16 protein-coding genes, 3 tRNA genes and 1 pseudogene are annotated in these 14,920 nt (G+C 55.2%); 7 read left to right on the top strand and 13 right to left on the bottom strand.

Annotation, left to right across the window (positions count from 1 at the left end; genetic code table 11):
• Positions 1–246: 246 nt before the first annotated feature.
• The 8 genes from AC1M2H_RS23390 to AC1M2H_RS23425 form a co-directional block, all read right to left on the bottom strand.
• Positions 247–1,026 (bottom strand): metal-dependent hydrolase, encoded by a 780-nt coding sequence (locus AC1M2H_RS23390; RefSeq protein ID WP_480149256.1) that lies wholly within the window; start codon positions 1,024–1,026, stop codon positions 247–249.
• On the bottom strand, positions 1,023–2,096 hold the full coding sequence (locus tag AC1M2H_RS23395) for a patatin-like phospholipase family protein (protein WP_480149257.1): 1,074 nt from the start codon (positions 2,094–2,096) through the stop codon (positions 1,023–1,025). The genes AC1M2H_RS23390 and AC1M2H_RS23395 overlap by 4 nt, the downstream gene beginning before the upstream one ends.
• Positions 2,097–2,239: 143 nt before the next feature.
• A complete protein-coding gene (locus AC1M2H_RS23400; protein ID WP_004857650.1) occupies positions 2,240–2,401 on the bottom strand; it encodes a DUF1328 domain-containing protein in 162 nt (53 codons plus the stop codon).
• A 122-nt stretch (positions 2,402–2,523) separates the two neighbouring features.
• Positions 2,524–3,135: a molecular chaperone OsmY gene (gene osmY / locus AC1M2H_RS23405; RefSeq protein ID WP_480149258.1), complete on the bottom strand. Its 612-nt coding sequence runs from the start codon at positions 3,133–3,135 to the stop codon at positions 2,524–2,526.
• A 218-nt stretch (positions 3,136–3,353) separates the two neighbouring features.
• Entirely contained in the window at positions 3,354–4,943 is a 1,590-nt protein-coding gene (prfC, locus tag AC1M2H_RS23410) for a peptide chain release factor 3 (RefSeq protein ID WP_480149259.1), read from the bottom strand.
• A 91-nt stretch (positions 4,944–5,034) separates the two neighbouring features.
• Entirely contained in the window at positions 5,035–5,712 is a 678-nt protein-coding gene (gene yjjG, locus AC1M2H_RS23415) for a pyrimidine 5'-nucleotidase (protein ID WP_480149260.1), read from the bottom strand.
• A 14-nt stretch (positions 5,713–5,726) separates the two neighbouring features.
• A complete protein-coding gene (gene rimI, locus AC1M2H_RS23420; protein WP_480149261.1) occupies positions 5,727–6,173 on the bottom strand; it encodes a ribosomal protein S18-alanine N-acetyltransferase in 447 nt (148 codons plus the stop codon).
• Positions 6,142–6,555, bottom strand: a complete 414-nt coding sequence (locus tag AC1M2H_RS23425) for a DNA polymerase III subunit psi (RefSeq protein ID WP_426813160.1) — start codon at positions 6,553–6,555, stop codon at positions 6,142–6,144. Before AC1M2H_RS23425 ends, rimI begins: the two co-directional genes overlap by 32 nt.
• 174 nt (positions 6,556–6,729) lie before the next feature.
• Here AC1M2H_RS23425 and rsmC point away from each other — a divergent pair, with 174 nt between their 5' ends.
• From rsmC to AC1M2H_RS23445, 4 genes are all read left to right on the top strand, one after another.
• Positions 6,730–7,758 carry a 16S rRNA (guanine(1207)-N(2))-methyltransferase RsmC gene (gene rsmC / locus AC1M2H_RS23430; protein ID WP_480149262.1) on the top strand — a complete coding sequence of 343 codons (1,029 nt, stop codon included), beginning with the start codon at positions 6,730–6,732 and terminating at the stop codon, positions 7,756–7,758.
• Positions 7,759–7,925: 167 nt separating this feature from the next.
• Positions 7,926–8,011: transfer RNA gene (locus tag AC1M2H_RS23435), tRNA-Leu, on the top strand.
• A 28-nt stretch (positions 8,012–8,039) separates the two neighbouring features.
• Positions 8,040–8,125, top strand: a tRNA-Leu gene (locus tag AC1M2H_RS23440).
• 30 nt (positions 8,126–8,155) lie between these two features.
• Positions 8,156–8,241, top strand: a tRNA-Leu gene (locus tag AC1M2H_RS23445).
• 21 nt (positions 8,242–8,262) lie between these two features.
• On the opposite strand, the gene AC1M2H_RS23450 is transcribed toward AC1M2H_RS23445, so the two are convergent.
• Positions 8,263–8,502, bottom strand: a complete 240-nt coding sequence (locus AC1M2H_RS23450) for a DUF1435 domain-containing protein (protein ID WP_480152022.1) — start codon at positions 8,500–8,502, stop codon at positions 8,263–8,265.
• A gap of 262 nt (positions 8,503–8,764) precedes the next feature.
• Here AC1M2H_RS23450 and AC1M2H_RS23455 point away from each other — a divergent pair, with 262 nt between their 5' ends.
• Together AC1M2H_RS23455 and fhuF are read left to right on the top strand one after the other, a co-directional pair.
• Positions 8,765–9,811, top strand: coding sequence for a GGDEF domain-containing protein (locus AC1M2H_RS23455; protein WP_480149263.1), 1,047 nt, complete (start codon positions 8,765–8,767; stop codon positions 9,809–9,811).
• A 112-nt stretch (positions 9,812–9,923) separates the two neighbouring features.
• Positions 9,924–10,712, top strand: a complete 789-nt coding sequence (gene fhuF, locus AC1M2H_RS23460) for a siderophore-iron reductase FhuF (RefSeq protein WP_480149264.1) — start codon at positions 9,924–9,926, stop codon at positions 10,710–10,712.
• A 43-nt stretch (positions 10,713–10,755) separates the two neighbouring features.
• Here fhuF and AC1M2H_RS23465 read toward each other — a convergent pair whose 3' ends face one another.
• Entirely contained in the window at positions 10,756–12,099 is a 1,344-nt protein-coding gene (locus AC1M2H_RS23465) for a PTS sugar transporter subunit IIC (RefSeq protein ID WP_480149265.1), read from the bottom strand.
• A gap of 339 nt (positions 12,100–12,438) precedes the next feature.
• On the opposite strand from AC1M2H_RS23465, the gene AC1M2H_RS23470 reads away from it, so the two are divergent.
• A complete protein-coding gene (locus AC1M2H_RS23470) occupies positions 12,439–12,897 on the top strand; it encodes a YbaK/EbsC family protein (protein ID WP_426813164.1) in 459 nt (152 codons plus the stop codon).
• A gap of 15 nt (positions 12,898–12,912) precedes the next feature.
• Here the strand turns inward: AC1M2H_RS23470 and bglJ are convergent, their stop codons facing one another.
• The 3 genes and pseudogenes from bglJ to AC1M2H_RS23485 form a co-directional block, all read right to left on the bottom strand.
• Positions 12,913–13,590 carry a DNA-binding transcriptional activator BglJ gene (gene bglJ / locus AC1M2H_RS23475; protein WP_480149266.1) on the bottom strand — a complete coding sequence of 226 codons (678 nt, stop codon included), beginning with the start codon at positions 13,588–13,590 and terminating at the stop codon, positions 12,913–12,915.
• Positions 13,551–14,273, bottom strand: coding sequence for a helix-turn-helix domain-containing protein (locus AC1M2H_RS23480; RefSeq protein ID WP_480149267.1), 723 nt, complete (start codon positions 14,271–14,273; stop codon positions 13,551–13,553). Before AC1M2H_RS23480 ends, bglJ begins: the two co-directional genes overlap by 40 nt.
• 316 nt (positions 14,274–14,589) lie before the next feature.
• A pseudogene (locus AC1M2H_RS23485) lies at positions 14,590–14,776 on the bottom strand (4-hydroxybenzoate 3-monooxygenase); the annotation flags it as partial.
• Positions 14,777–14,920: the final 144 nt, after the last annotated feature.

The raw sequence follows: 14,920 nt of genomic DNA on the forward strand, positions 1-14,920 counted from the left end.
TTCTTTAAGCATAATCAGAATTCCTCATCGCGCGACAATGTTATTATTGTAACATAAAGGCGCTAACAAACTCGACTACAGCGCGCACATATTGTGCTAAAGAAAAGAGGATATATAGTTATCCATTGAAAAATAGATATTTTATTTAACGTTAGGAAATGATGGAATTTTCACAAAAAAGGACTGTAGCGTACATTTTGCCGCCGCGGCGGCGGAGAGGGCAGGCCAGGACCGTTTAGCGAGGATTTACAGCGTGCCGAACAACGCTTTGGCGTTGCTCAGGAGAGCGTGGGCGATAACATCGGCCGGCTCCCGGCGCAGCTCGCACAGCGTGTCAAAGACCCGCGCCGCCTGCTCCGGGCGGTTTGGCTCACCCTGAAAACCGTTTAGCGGCATATCCGGGGCATCCGTTTCCAGCAGCAGCGCCGACAGCGGCAGCCGCGACATAACCTCGCGGGTTTTGCTGGCGCGGGGATAGGTGATGGTGCCGCCAACGCCAATTTTGTAGCCTGACTGCACGAATCGCTCCGCCTGCTGCAGGCTGCCGGCAAAACCATGCACCACGCCGGTACGCGCCAGCGCATGCCTTTTCAGCAGCATCGCCAGCTTATCGTGGGTGCGTCGCGAATGGAGGATCACCGGCAGATCGTAGCGTTTTGCCAGCCGCAGCTGCGCCTCAAGCAGCGCCTGCTGGCGATCGAACTGCGGGTCCTCACGATAGAGATCGAGGCCAATTTCACCTATTGCCACTACCCTGGCGCTACGCTGCTGCAGGCAGGCTTCAAGCCGCTGAAGGCTGCTCTCGTCGTGGCGCTCAATCACTATCGGATGCAGGCCCAGCGCGGCATACAGCGCATCGTAACGTTCGGCCAGGGCCAGCACGCGGGGAAAATTATCCGCCTCGATGGCGGGGACAATAATCTGCATCACCCCTTCGCGCGCGGCCCGGGCGATGCTCTCCGCCTCATCACCTGCGAACGGTGGAAAATCGAAATGGCAGTGGGTATCGATAAACTGCCGCATCATGCCAGATCCTCATTATCGAAGCTGGCATCGTTGGCCTGGGCGGCGTCAATCAGGGTTGCCTGATGCGCATCGTTGGCCACGGAAGCCGGCGGCACCACCACCGGCGCGGGCACCGCGAGACGCGGCATATGGCGCAGCAGCGGCGGACGATCGGCCAGCAGCTTGCCCACGGTGGCCAGAAAATAGCGGCCGCACTGGCGCCCGGTTTTATAGTCCTCGAGCAGCGCCGGCAGCCGGCTCCCCAGGGCCATGCTTTTTAACGGCTTCTGCGGGTAGATTTCGAGGATCCGCAGCTTGCCCGGCGGTGTCTCAATAAACTGCTGGGTCGCACGATAGGTCGCCTCATGGTGCTGGACCAGATTCACAAACGGCTGCAGGCTGCTTTCGCCGAGCCAGCGCTCCATACGTTTAAACCACTGCGGGGTATAGTACATCTGCGACGGAACCGTGCGGATCACCACAATCGTCTGCGCGCCGCGTTTTGCGGCCTCCTGCACCGGGATCGCATCGCTGACGCCGCCGTCGAGATAGCTGATGCCGTCAAGCACCACGCCGCTGCGATAAAAACCGGGGATCGCGCTGGAGGCGCGGATCTGATCGAGCCACGTGGCCTGCGTCGGGGAAAAGTAGTTTGGCATATAGTCATCGCCGCGGCAGGCGCACATCCACAGCTCTTTGCCCTGCGCAAACCGCTCTTCGGCATAGCTCATCGCCAGCGGCATTTTTTCCGCGGTGGTGCCCACCAGCCAGTCGAGGTCGATAAGATTCCCGCCGCGCACGAAGCGCATCGGGTCAAAAAACTCGCGGGAGGTGGTGTAACGGGTGATGACCTTGCGCGCGTAGCCCTGCTGATTGCACATATAGGCTGACAGATTTTGCGCCCCGGCAGAGGTGCCGAGCATGATGTCAAAAGGGTTGAATCCGGCGCGCATAAACTCATCCAGCACCCCGGCGGTAAAGATCCCCCTTTGTCCACCCCCCTCACACACCAGGCCAAGCTTGCCCGGGTGAAAAGGTTTAACCGATAATGGCGCAATATTGCCAAGCGTGACGGGAATTCGATGCCCCACTCTGCGTTCCTGTTTTGCTTATTTTATAACATCAAGGTAACGCAATTTTTATACCCCTGATACAGCAAAAGCCAGTCATATAGACTGGCTTTATGTAAAACACTATTTCCTTAATACGCCTGACGCCGTTCCGGCCTTAGCATCTACGGGCGCCGACGCCCGGTAAACAGGCTGACCAGGAACAGAATAATACCGACGACAAAGACAATTTTCGCCGCCCAGGCTGCCGTACCTGCCAGGCTACCGAATCCTAAAGCGGCGGCAATTAAGGCGATGACCAGAAAAATAATGCCCCATCGAAACATAATGCTCTCCTTACCATAGTGGATAACGGTCGCTTTTCTACGCGCTCAGGTCGCGCAGGCACCAACCCTGTCGTGCTCTGATTCAACGGCAGTAGCCGAAAAAATGTGTTTAGTGAACGGTGTTATTGAACTTTGAGGTCGTTTTTCACGGTTTTTACGCCAGTCACCTCTTTCGCGATCCCGGCGGCGCGCTCCGCCTGCTGACGAGACGCCACCGTCCCGGAGAGATGCACGGTGCCGGCGCTGGTTTCAACCGTCACCTTGCGCGAAGGGACAATGTCATCGGCCAGCAGCTTAGCTTTAATTTCGCTGGTGATCGCCGTATCGCCAGCGTAGCCCTTCAGGCTTGCGGACGGCTCGTTGACCACGCTCAGCTTATCGTTAACCGTCGAGACGCCCTTAACCTCTTTCGCGATCCTGACCGCCTGCTCTTTCTGCGCGGAGCTCTCTACCGAGCCGCTCAGGATGACCGCTTTATTCTCGGTTTTCACCGAAATATCCGTACTGCGGATGCTTTTATCATCGATCAGCGCCGCCTTAACTCTGGCGGTAATCGTGCTGTCGTCCATAAAGTCGCCGACTTTATTCATCGAGCTATCGACAGCCTGCCCGGCGCTGTTAGCAACGGACCTGGCGCTATCCGTCGTTGAGTTGTCCGCATATGCCGAGGCGCTGATCATGGCCGAGCCTAAGAAGAGAGCCAGCAGCGTGCTGGTATTCTTTAGTCTTGTCATGGTGATCTCCTCGTTATTTCTATATCGGTAAAGCAAAATAAGTAGTTTATTAAGCCAGAATTTTAAAAATTGCTTATTAAATATAGTAGAAGGTCGCAAGGAGAGAGGGAAATATGCATAAAAAAATGAGAGAGCGGAAAAATTTAAGAACTTTCTTTAGCGGCGGGAACGGCGGGGAAATCGAGTAGAGCACGGCTAAAGCCGCGCTCCAGAAGGGATTAGTGCTCGCGTGTTTTACGGAACATGACCTCAGGATAACGCTCCTGAGTCAGGTTGAGATTTACCATCGTCGGGGCGATATAGGTCAAATTATCGCCGCCATCGAGGGCCAGCTGAATTTCGTTTTTACGCTTAAATTCTTCGAATTTCTTTACGTCGGTCGATTCGACCCAGCGGGCGGTCGCCACGTTTACCGATTCGTAAATCGCTTCCACGTTATATTCACTCTTCAGGCGCGCAACCACCACGTCAAACTGCAGCACCCCAACGGCTCCAACGATCAGATCGTTATTGGCGATCGGACGGAAGACCTGTACCGCGCCCTCTTCAGAGAGCTGAACCAGCCCTTTAAGCAGCTGTTTCTGCTTCAGCGGATCCTTCAGGCGAATACGACGGAACAGCTCCGGCGCGAAGTTCGGAATGCCGGTGAACTTCATCATCTCGCCCTGGGTAAAGGTATCGCCGATCTGAATGGTGCCGTGGTTATGTAAGCCGATAATATCGCCAGGGTACGCTTCTTCAACGTGCGAGCGGTCGCCGGCCATAAAGGTTAGCGCATCGGAAATCACCACGTCTTTGCCAATACGCACCTGGCGCAGCTTCATGCCCTTTTCATACTGCCCGGAAACCACGCGCATAAAGGCGACGCGATCGCGGTGTTTCGGGTCCATATTGGCCTGAATTTTAAACACAAAGCCGCTGAACTTCTCCTCTTCCGCGCGAACTTCGCGCGTATCGGTCTTACGCGGCATCGGCGCTGGCGCCCACTCCACCAGACCATCCAGCATATGATCGACGCCGAAGTTGCCTAAAGCCGTTCCGAAGAAGACCGGGGTGATCTCCCCTGAGAGGAACAGGTCTTTATCAAATTCGTTAGAGGCGCCCTGCACCAGCTCCAGCTCATCGCGCAGCTGCTGTGCGAGGTCTTCACCGACCGCGCTGTCGAGATCCGGGTTATTCAGGCCCTTAACAATGCGGACTTCCTGAATGGTGTGGCCCTTACCGGTCTGATAGAGATACGTTTCATCTTTATAGAGATGATACACGCCCTTAAACAGCTTCCCGCAGCCAATCGGCCAGGTGATCGGCGCGCAGGCGATGCGCAGCTCGTTTTCAACTTCGTCCAGCAGCTCCATCGGATCGCGAATATCGCGGTCGAGCTTGTTCATAAACGTCAGGATCGGCGTGTCGCGCAGACGGGTGACTTCCATCAGCTTACGGGTACGATCTTCGACGCCTTTGGCCGCATCGATCACCATCAGGCAGCAGTCCACCGCCGTCAGCGTACGATAGGTATCTTCGGAGAAGTCTTCGTGGCCCGGGGTATCGAGCAGGTTAACCAGGCTACCGTGATACGGGAACTGCATCACCGAGGTGGTAATAGAGATACCGCGCTGCTTTTCCATCTCCATCCAGTCCGACTTGGCGTGCTGGCTGGAGCCGCGACCCTTAACGGTACCGGCGGTTTGAATCGCCTGTCCGAACAGCAGCACCTTTTCGGTGACGGTAGTTTTACCGGCATCCGGGTGAGAAATAATGGCAAAAGTGCGGCGCTTCGCCACCTCTTGCAGATAAGGAGACAACGTCATAATTGAATCTTCTTAGTGAACGCGGCAACCGGCCACGCATGTTAAATACGAAAAATTGCGGCTATTTTACCCATCAACGGGGGGGAGGCAATCAGTGTTTACACAGGAGCTGCTCCAGTTCGCTTAACGAAGTTACCGTCCAGTCCGGACGGAGATCCGCAGGCAGCTCGTTCTGATGGGCGTTGAGCCAGCAGGTCGCGAGGCCGGCGTTGACGCCGCCGCGGATATCAGACTCTGCGGTGTCTCCCACCATCAGCACGCGGGAACGATCCGCCACGCCCGCCTGCGCCAACGCGTAATCAAAGATCCGCGCATCCGGTTTTGCGACGCCCACTTCTTCAGAAATAATCAATAAATCAAAGTGATCGCGCAAACCGGTGCGCTCCAGACGGATCTGCTGCAGCGAGGTGAAGCCGTTAGTGATAATCCCCATCTTCACCCTGCCCTGCAGCGCATTCAGCAGCGATACCGCACCGGGAAGCGGCGAGCAAATCTCGGCCATCGCGTTCATAAACGCATCGTTCAGCTCGCCCGGCGGTACGCTCAGGCGGCTGGCCCAGCTGTCAAAACGCTGGTGCTGCAGCTGTAGCGAGGTGATAGCGCCGTTTTGATAATCCACCCACAGCGGTTTATTCACGGCCTGATAGTCCTGAAAATCTTCAGCGGTAAACGTCACGCTATAGTCGAGGAACATCCGCTGTAAACCGGTGAAGGAGTCAAACGTAAACAGCGTTTCATCGGCATCAAAGAAAATCCAGTCCCACTTCATCGTATCACCTTGTCTTACATGCTTAGCGGTAGAGCCATAATGATTGCATCCTCACGACCGTCGGCCGTGGGGTAGTAGTTGCGGCGGATGGTCGCCTCGTTGAAGCCTAAGCTTTCATACAGCGCAATGGCCGCAGCGTTAGAGGCGCGCACCTCCAGCCACAGCGTGACGACGCCGCGCTTTTCGACCTCATCAATTACCCGCTCCAGCAGCTCTCGCCCGAGGCCGCGCCGCTGGAAGACCGGATCGACGGCGATGTTAAACAGGGTCGCTTCGTCCAGCACAATTTGCGTAATAGCAAAGGCCGCCATTTCACCATCGACCGCCAGCTGAAGATTCAGGTAGCGCTCTCCCTGATTGCTGGCGAAGGTTTGCTCACTCCACGGAAACGCGTGGGCGAGGGTTTCTATTTGCCAGGCGCGGGGCAAATCAGCCGCGTTGAGGGTAGAAATCGTGTTCATGTGCGCAGATTTGTTGCCAGAGCGCCATACGGGCAGGCGCGCTGGTCTGGAGTTCATCAAAAGCGGGCGAGGTTACCTGGGCGCCCGCCAGCAGCAACGGCGCGTCCGTGCCTAACCGCCAGCTGTTGCAGCGGCTATTCTGCGGCAGCATGGCCACGCGGTCCGGCGTCAGCTGCAGCACCTGATCCGGCGTCAGCGCCAGCGCGCGCAGAACGTCGCCGATTAGCGGTTCGCTGAGCGACGGCGGATTTTCCGCCACCATCACCAGACGAATATGCCCGGCAAGCGAGATAGCGATTTCGCCCTGCAACGCCCCGGGGCGACGCAGCGACCACTGGGTAATGCCCAGCTGCTGTAATTGCCAGTCTCGTCGGGATGTCATAGCGAAACACTCCTGTTAATCAAGCGCGCAATATAGCAAATCCGTCGTATTTGCGCCAACAAACTCCGCCCCGTCGGCGGCAGAATAGGGCGATGCTCGCAGGGGCAGCCAACAAAGAGGCAGCGCGAAGGATAACGTGTATAATCGGCGCCAGTCTTAATGAAGGAGTGTTTCATGTCTGCTTTTACCCCGGCAAGTGAAGTCTTGCTGCGCCACAGTGATGATTTCGAGTCCGCCCGCGTTCTGTTTGCCGGTGACCTGCAGGATGACCTGCCCGCACGTCTGGAGACCGCCGCCAGCCGCGTCCACACCCAGCAGTTTCACCACTGGCAGGTCCTGAGCCGCCAGATGGGCGAGGACGCCAGCTTTGGCCTGGTGGCGCAGGCCAGCGACGTCGCCGATTGCGATACGCTGATTTACTACTGGACGAAGAATAAGCCGGAAGCCCAGTTCCAGCTGATGAACCTGCTTTCGCTGCTGCCGATCGGTATCGATATTTTCGTGGTCGGTGAAAACCGCAGCGGCGTGCGCAGCGCCGAGCAGATGCTGGCCGACTACGCGCCGCTGACCAAAGTGGACAGCGCCCGCCGCTGTGGGCTGTATCACGGTCGCCTGGAAAAACAGCCAACCTTCGACCCCGAGCAGTACTGGGGCGAATATCCGCTCGACAACCTGACGATTAAAACCCTGCCGGGCGTTTTCAGCCGCGACGGGCTGGACGTTGGTAGCCAGCTGCTGCTCTCAACGCTGACGCCGCATACCAAGGGCAAAGTGCTCGACGTCGGCTGCGGCGCGGGAGTGCTGGCGACCGTTCTGGCAAGCCACTCGCCGAAGGTCCGCCTAACCCTCTGTGACGTCAGCGCGCCGGCGGTAGAGGCCAGCCGCGCGACCCTCGCCGCCAACGGCATTGAAGGTGAAGTCTTCGCCAGCAACGTCTTTTCCGAAGTTAACGGCCGCTTTGACATGATCATTTCCAACCCTCCGTTCCATGACGGCCTGCAGACCAGCCAGGAAGCGGCGCAAACTCTGATTCGCGGGGCGGTACGCCACCTCGGCAGCGGCGGCGAGCTACGCATTGTCGCTAACGCCTTCCTGCCTTATCCGGACGTGCTTGACGAAGTCTTCGGCTTCCACGAAGTCCTCGCGCAGACCGGGCGCTTTAAGGTCTACCGCACCGTGATGACCCGTCAGGCGAAGAAATAGTCTCCGCAACCGTCCGGCGACGAGACGCGCGTCGCCGGCCGTTAGCGCCTCCCGACGCGTATTTTTGCAACAATCAATTCCACTGGCACAATTAACTATTGACGAATAGCTGAAAACCACTAGAATGCGCCTCCGTGGTAACGATACTTTCATAGTGTCGATGGTATGCGAAGGTGGCGGAATTGGTAGACGCGCTAGCTTCAGGTGTTAGTGTCCTTAGGATGTGGGGGTTCGAGTCCCCCCCCTCGCACCATAAACCACGTAGATATCGCTCGCACTGTGCGAAGGTGGCGGAATTGGTAGACGCGCTAGCTTCAGGTGTTAGTGTCCTTAGGATGTGGGGGTTCGAGTCCCCCCCCTCGCACCAACGAGGCGATATCGAAATTAAGAATACTGTGCGAAGGTGGCGGAATTGGTAGACGCGCTAGCTTCAGGTGTTAGTGTCCTTAGGATGTGGGGGTTCGAGTCCCCCCCCTCGCACCACTATTCTTACCCTTCTCTGAATTACCCCATCAGCCTTAAATTCAACGTTATCAGCATAATACCGCTAACCAACGCCACGCATGACGGCAGCAAAACGAAATGACGCAGCTGTCGGTGCCAGATCATCACGGCAGACATCAGCAGTCCCAGGGTGACCAATCCGCGCCAGGCATCCAGCGACAAATCAGCAAACCCGAGAGCAGCAATGACTGCGCCAGGAAGCAGTGCGCCCCACCCGCTGCCTAAAGTCCGCTGCAACATGTTTCTACCTCTCATAACGATAATGATAACCAATATCATATGATAACTTTTATCATTTGTCATGTTAACCAGAGCGGATACTTTATTCTTTACGTTCGCGGTAATGACATACATTCATGAAGGTGATAAATTAAGCGCGAAACGTTTATATATTAAAACATTTGATTATTTCGCAAAAACCTTATATTGCGTATTGTTTTTTATCGTTCATTTTTTGGCAGCCATCATTTTGAAATTTAACGACTAATAATGATATCCCCATATGACTGCACAATCCTGGCAAGCTCATTACGAAAAAAAATATCAGTATTCCTTACGACTTTTTTTAGTCCTTAATTTGCTTTCAGCCCTCTTATCCATGGCCAGCCCGCTCTTTGCCGTCGTGGGCTTTACCCTGCCCTGCACCCTGATTTTCGCCTGCAGCGCCGGTTTATTGTTATGGCACTGGAGATTCGCCCGGCGTAGAATAAACATTTCCTTTATTTCTCTGATATTTGGCCTGCTATGGGCGTGGCACGTTAGCGAAAAATCATTAATGATGCCGCCGCCGCATTTTAACTTTCTGGCCATCGCCCTGTTAAGCGTGCTGTTTATTGGCGCAATCGCTTTTTCCAATAATATCATTGCCTTTACCCTGCACTCCTTCCCTACTTTTGCAGCCTGCCTGATCCTTGCGGAAGGCGAGCAGTGGCTGCGCATGCTCTACTGCTTTGTGCTGCCCATTGTGGGCATCACGATACAAAACCTGATTCAGAAACATAGCGATACCTTTACCCAGGGCCTGATGGATAAGCTGTTGAAGGAGCGTAATACGCTGAATGACCTGAGCATGCTCGACCCGCTTACCGGGCTGTACAACCGCCGCGGTTTGCAAAATCGGCTGGATACGCTGCTGGCTCTGGATGGTAATAGCCATCACGTGCTGCTGCTGGATATCGATCACTTTAAAGCCTACAACGATCACTACGGGCATATGATGGGCGATCAGGCGCTGATTCAGGTCTCCGCCGCGATCCGTAACGCCGTTCGTTCACGCGATATTGTGGCCCGTTTCGGCGGAGAAGAGTTTATGGTACTGCTGACCAACAGCACGGCGGAAACCGCCCAGCAGGCAGCAGAACGGATCCGCCAGCGGGTCTACGATTTGAAAATCGCCCATATGTTTAATGAGAGCGTCGCCACCAACGTCACCATCAGCATCGGCATGACGCCGCTGATCGATGCCGATATCGACGGTGCCCTGAAGCGGGCCGATAGCGCGCTCTACGAGGCTAAAAACCTCGGCCGTAATATTATTCTCGCCAGCTAATCCCCTCCCCGCGCCGCCATGGTAGCGCAGCGCGGACAAAGATCTTGCCATCCTCTACGCAAGCAACTAGTATCAGAAATCATTATCATTTAGATTTATATTTGACAATCTGATGGCTTACCGTTCAATTCCATTCAGCAACGACATTATCTGGCAGGCCCCGTTTCAGCCCGCTGAGCGTGCGCTGGCGGATGCCATACGGGAAAAAATCACCGCCTTACGCCCGCATCTGCTGGATTTCCTCCGCCTGGATGAAGAGGCCCCGCCCTGCGCGCTGACGCTTGCCGAGTGGTCCTCGCCGGTTACCCTGAGCTCCCTGCTGGCCACCTACTCCGATCATATCTACCGCAATCAGCCAACGCGGCCGCGCGAGCAAAAACCGCTGCTCTCGCTGTGGGCGCAATGGTATATCGGCCTGCTGGTACCGCCGCTGATGCTGGCCCTGTTAAGCGAAGAGCAAACCATCAGCCTGGCGCCGGAACATTTTCGCGTCGAGTTTCATGAAACCGGCCGGGCGGCCTGCTTTTGGATCGACGTCCACTCCGCTGCCGCCGGCAGCGCGCAGTCGCCGCAGCGGCGGATAGAAACGCTGGTCAATGACGCTCTGCAGCCGGTCATTCAGGCGCTGGAAGCGACCGGCGATATTAACGCGAAGCTTGTCTGGAGCAATACCGGCTATTTGATTAACTGGTATCTGGGTGAGATGAAAACGCTGCTGGGAGAGGAACAGGTGGCGGCTCTGCGCCAGCACTGCTTCTTTGAAAAGCAGTTCGCCGATGGCCGGGATAACCCGCTATGGCGTACGGTCGTTATCCGTGAAGGCACGCTGGTACGGCGTACCTGCTGCCAGCGCTATCGCCTGCCGGATGTTCAGCAGTGCGGAGACTGTACGCTAAAATAATCCGCTTTTTGACGCGGGCGGCATTAGCGCCGCCCGCCCGTTTTTATGCCGTTTGCTGGCTCTCTTCAGATACGCGCTGGGCCTCTTCCGCCTCCTGATCTAAAAGCTGTTTCTCGTATACCTTGAAGAACGGGAAATAGATGATGGCTGAAACGCAGGCCAGAAGAATCACCAGGACCGCCGCGCGGAAATCCCAGCCTAACGCCCATGCTGCGCCAATCGGCGCCGGCGCCGTCCAGGGAACAACCGAGATAACCCGGCCAATCAGATCCAGCTTCATGGCCGCCCAGGCGAGCACGGCGTTCACCATCGGTGACAGCAGGAACGGAATAAAGAATACCGGGTTCATGACGATTGGCGTGCCGAAAATAACCGGCTCGTTAATGTTAAACAGGCTCGGCACCACGCTCAGACGACCAATAGACCGCAGATGGGCCGAGCGGCTGCGCAGATAGCAGATAACCAGTCCCATCGTGGCGCCAGACCCGCCGATCACAATGAAGAACGTCCAGAACGCCTCCATAAAGATGTGCGGTAACGGCGCGCCTTGCGCCAGAGCCTGCTGGTTCATGCCCAGGTTGGTCAGCCAGAACATCTGCAGCATGCCGGAGACGATTGCCGCTCCGTGGATCCCTGCGAACCACAGCAGATGGCCAATCAGTACCGCCAGTAAAATTGCCGGCAGTGAATCCGCGGCGGAAACCAGCGGCTTAAAGACGGACATAATGGCCTGCGGAATAAGCATGTCAAACTGATGCTGAATAAACAGGCTGAGCGGATAGAGCGTCAGCACCACCACCAGCACCGGGATCAGCAGGTCAAACGAGTTTTTAATCATCGGCGGAACCTGATCCGGCAGGCGGATCCCGATGTTATGCGCCTTCAGAAAGCGCATCATCTCAACGCAATAGATCGCCACCAGGATCGCGGTAAAGATCCCCGTCCCGCCCATGCTATCCACCGGTAAAGTCCCGTTAGTTTTCGGCGCCGCCACCAGCAGGAATGCCATAATTGACAGCATGCTGCACATAAAGGGATCGAGCTGGTGAGATTTTACGTAATGCTTGCCGAGGTTATAAGAAATCGCGGCGCAGATGTAGATAGACATGATGCCCATCGTCATATCGAACGGCGTCAGAATTCGCCCTTCAAACTCTTTTGCTAAATCCAGCCAGGTGCGCGCAAAACCCCAGGTGGTATCCGGGGAAAACGGCGGATAGGCAAAAACCAGCAGAAATGAACCGACGATCATAAACGGCATGGCCGAGATAAAGCCGTCACGGATAGCCATGACGTGGCGCTGCGACGAGATTCGCCCGGCGACAGGGCTAATATAATTTTCGACAAAGCGGAATATCAGATTAAACGCAGCTTGGTTAGCAGACATAGCAGCCCTCCTGACAGGCTATAGAAACAGGCCCAACAACGATTATCCTGCCGTTGTGATGAAACATGTTCTGTGAGCGAAAAAACACATTAGCCATTCGCCCAGCTATACTGCTCAAGTCAGTACGATTCATACACGGCTCTTTGTTATAAGTGACGCAGGGAAGTTACCCATTCAGTATTCATCTGACCGACCGTAACCGCAACCGGTTACAGTAACCGGTTGCGGCGATTGTGAAGAAGATCCAGAAATTAGAAAAATTCTCGATTATCAGCCGGCAATATTTACACTCCGCCAGGCTTATGCCAGATTTAAACGGGCATTAATCAGGAGATCCTAATGAGTCTGCAGTCCGTACGGCAGTTTTTTGCCGAACACGCCCCCGATATCGAAATCATCGAGCTTACGCAAAGTACCGCCACCGTGGCTCTCGCCGCCGCGGCGCATCGCGTTGAGCCGGGACAAATCGCCAGAACCCTGTCGTTAAAGGTCAAAGACCGGGTAATACTCGTCGTCTCTCGTGGCGACGTGCGTCTGGATAATAAAAAGCTGAAGGAAGCGTTTGGGGCGAAGGCCCGCATGCTGAGCAGCGATGAGGTCGTTACGCTAACCGGGCATCCCGTTGGCGGCGTATGCCCTTTCGGCCTGGAAAACCCGCTGACGGTCTATTGCGATATTTCACTGAAGCAGTATCAGGAAGTCCTGCCCGCGGCTGGCGCCATCCACAGCGCGGTACGCATTTCTCCTGAGCGAATGGCCCAGCTCACCGGCGCCACCTGGGTTGACGTTTGTCTGTAAAAACCTGCAGCAAGGTTAGCCGAGACACTCCTCCGCCGCGTCTTCGTTAAGGGCCGATAAATGCATCAGGATATCGGCCGCGCTCAGCAGGCCGATATCTGAACTGACGCCGAGCTTAGTCATAGCGTTAAATTTATGGGCGCGGATGGTTTTGATATTACGATCCAACCGGGCCGCTATCTCTGGCAATGAATAGCCACGGGTCATATAGCGAAGAATTTGCTGTTCCGTTGGGCTCAGAAGTTGGCAGCCGAAGCCCGGCACCGGGCTAATTAACGGCTCCTCCGCCTGCAGCGTCTGGTTAACCAGCTCAATCAGCTGCTCCTGCAGCCGTATATGGCAGATCGATTTATTCAGCACGCCGTGCAGGCTGGACGGCGTCAGCTGTCTGACTAAGCGCGCTTCAGCGCTATCATGAGCTAAAACGATGCGCCGTATTTCAGGAGTGGCGCAGGCGATTTCATGAAGAAAAAGCAGGCTCTCCATGCGGAACAGGCGATTGCTGAAGAGTGAAAAAATAACGGCAATAGCTTTTTGGGACCTCAGCATCCAGCGCAGCGATTGGGTATCTTTAAAAAACCGGACAATATAGTTACCCGCTCCCACGCCGGTTAATATATGACGCAGCGCCAGCTCGGTCAGCATGCATTTTTCTACGACAGCGACATATCGCGGTGAGTTGTTTTTTTCCATTGCTTTTGTTCTCCAAAAGCGGCGTAGATATTCAGCTCCTTCATTCCCTGAGCGCTATTAATCCAGGCGTACATTTCCGCATTGCTGCGCAAAGAGAGGCGGCGCATAGCGCTATTTTTCTGCGCGCTAATCGTTTTATTGCTCTTTTTCAACAGCGCGGCAATTTGGTTAATTCCCCAGCCTTTCGCCAGCAAACGTAAAACTTTACGTTCGGATAGCGTCAGAAAAATCGCCGTTGGCCGAATCTCTTCGCTATTTCCTAACGTGGAGGATACTAGCGTCTGGCTGACACTCTCCCGCGCCGTATCGTCCGCGCGAATAACCTCAACCAGGTGTTTTACCGACTCATGGCTGGAAACGAGCGTACTTTGCGTACAGACTAATATCTCCATGGCGTGGAGATAGCAGGAATGACCAATCATATAGACCCAGTGAATGTCGCCATATTGGGTCATCAATGAGTGATAGCCCTTACACACCTCGCGGGGCTGATGGATTTCGCCCGATAAATCCGCGACAACCAGCGCCGCCTGCCGCAGCTGAAGAAGAGTCAGCTCTTCCAGAGAGCCGCAGGCGCCGAAGGCATATTCGGGAAGGTGCTCCCCGGCAATCGCCTTTAGTCCGCGCTGCATAACCGGTGTTTTACTGATAATAATGCCGTATTTACCCTGTCCCGGTAACATAAACCCTCCGCTTCCCATCGAAGACTCGCGCCTTTTACAATAAAGATGAATAACCTGGCGATCTTTATATTACCGCGCCAGATAAATCTTTATTGGTCTGGCGAGGAATTGAGCCTGACCTTGCCAACCATCAACGCTAGCACAGGCAATAACGCTCAATAAGTTAGAAAAATTTAAAATAAAAATTAGGATAAGTAATTTATAGCGGGAGAGAATAACGCTATTTCATTTGATGCTATTTCTGAATACCTTTGGCGACACGCCGTGAAAGCCATCGCAGCCGACAATGAAATCACCGCTGAGGCGGTGCGTTTCCCCCGCCGCTGAGCTCCGTCAGGACGGCCGGGACGCGCTGCCCCTCACATAAAAATTCAACGCCGTGATGCACCAGTTCCTCCGCGGCCATCCGCGCGCCGCGGCCGCTTCGCGGAGCAGATCGACGATGCCGCTTTCGAGGATACCTGCCGGATCCGTCCGCGGACCTATTCAGGCGTCTGTCGTTCAAAGCAATAACGGCGGCAAGAACTGCACTTTTCGACAGTTTTATAAATGTGCTGCGGTGCAAAATTTATCCATCCGTCCGGGAGGCGGCTTTTTTCATATTGTTTGACTCGCCCCCTCAGTTAAAGCGAGAGTTCAGGTTAAAG

The sequence above is a fragment of the Klebsiella sp. F11 genome, assembly GCF_056712265.1.

Excerpts from the sequence above, each read along its gene's own strand:
- AC1M2H_RS23390 (WP_480149256.1), bottom strand. The coding sequence starts at position 1,026 with ATGATGCGGCAGTTTATCGATACCCACTGCCATTTCGATTTTCCACCG.
- AC1M2H_RS23400 (WP_004857650.1), bottom strand. The coding sequence starts at position 2,401 with ATGTTTCGATGGGGCATTATTTTTCTGGTCATCGCCTTAATTGCCGCC.
- osmY (WP_480149258.1), bottom strand. The coding sequence starts at position 3,135 with ATGACAAGACTAAAGAATACCAGCACGCTGCTGGCTCTCTTCTTAGGC.
- prfC (WP_480149259.1), bottom strand. The coding sequence starts at position 4,943 with ATGACGTTGTCTCCTTATCTGCAAGAGGTGGCGAAGCGCCGCACTTTT.
- yjjG (WP_480149260.1), bottom strand. The coding sequence starts at position 5,712 with ATGAAGTGGGACTGGATTTTCTTTGATGCCGATGAAACGCTGTTTACG.
- rimI (WP_480149261.1), bottom strand. The coding sequence starts at position 6,173 with ATGAACACGATTTCTACCCTCAACGCGGCTGATTTGCCCCGCGCCTGG.
- AC1M2H_RS23425 (WP_426813160.1), bottom strand. The coding sequence starts at position 6,555 with ATGACATCCCGACGAGACTGGCAATTACAGCAGCTGGGCATTACCCAG.
- rsmC (WP_480149262.1), top strand. The coding sequence starts at position 6,730 with ATGTCTGCTTTTACCCCGGCAAGTGAAGTCTTGCTGCGCCACAGTGAT.
- AC1M2H_RS23450 (WP_480152022.1), bottom strand. The coding sequence starts at position 8,502 with ATGTTGCAGCGGACTTTAGGCAGCGGGTGGGGCGCACTGCTTCCTGGC.
- AC1M2H_RS23455 (WP_480149263.1), top strand. The coding sequence starts at position 8,765 with ATGACTGCACAATCCTGGCAAGCTCATTACGAAAAAAAATATCAGTAT.
- fhuF (WP_480149264.1), top strand. The coding sequence starts at position 9,924 with ATGGCTTACCGTTCAATTCCATTCAGCAACGACATTATCTGGCAGGCC.
- AC1M2H_RS23465 (WP_480149265.1), bottom strand. The coding sequence starts at position 12,099 with ATGTCTGCTAACCAAGCTGCGTTTAATCTGATATTCCGCTTTGTCGAA.
- AC1M2H_RS23470 (WP_426813164.1), top strand. The coding sequence starts at position 12,439 with ATGAGTCTGCAGTCCGTACGGCAGTTTTTTGCCGAACACGCCCCCGAT.
- bglJ (WP_480149266.1), bottom strand. The coding sequence starts at position 13,590 with ATGGAAAAAAACAACTCACCGCGATATGTCGCTGTCGTAGAAAAATGC.
- AC1M2H_RS23480 (WP_480149267.1), bottom strand. The coding sequence starts at position 14,273 with ATGTTACCGGGACAGGGTAAATACGGCATTATTATCAGTAAAACACCG.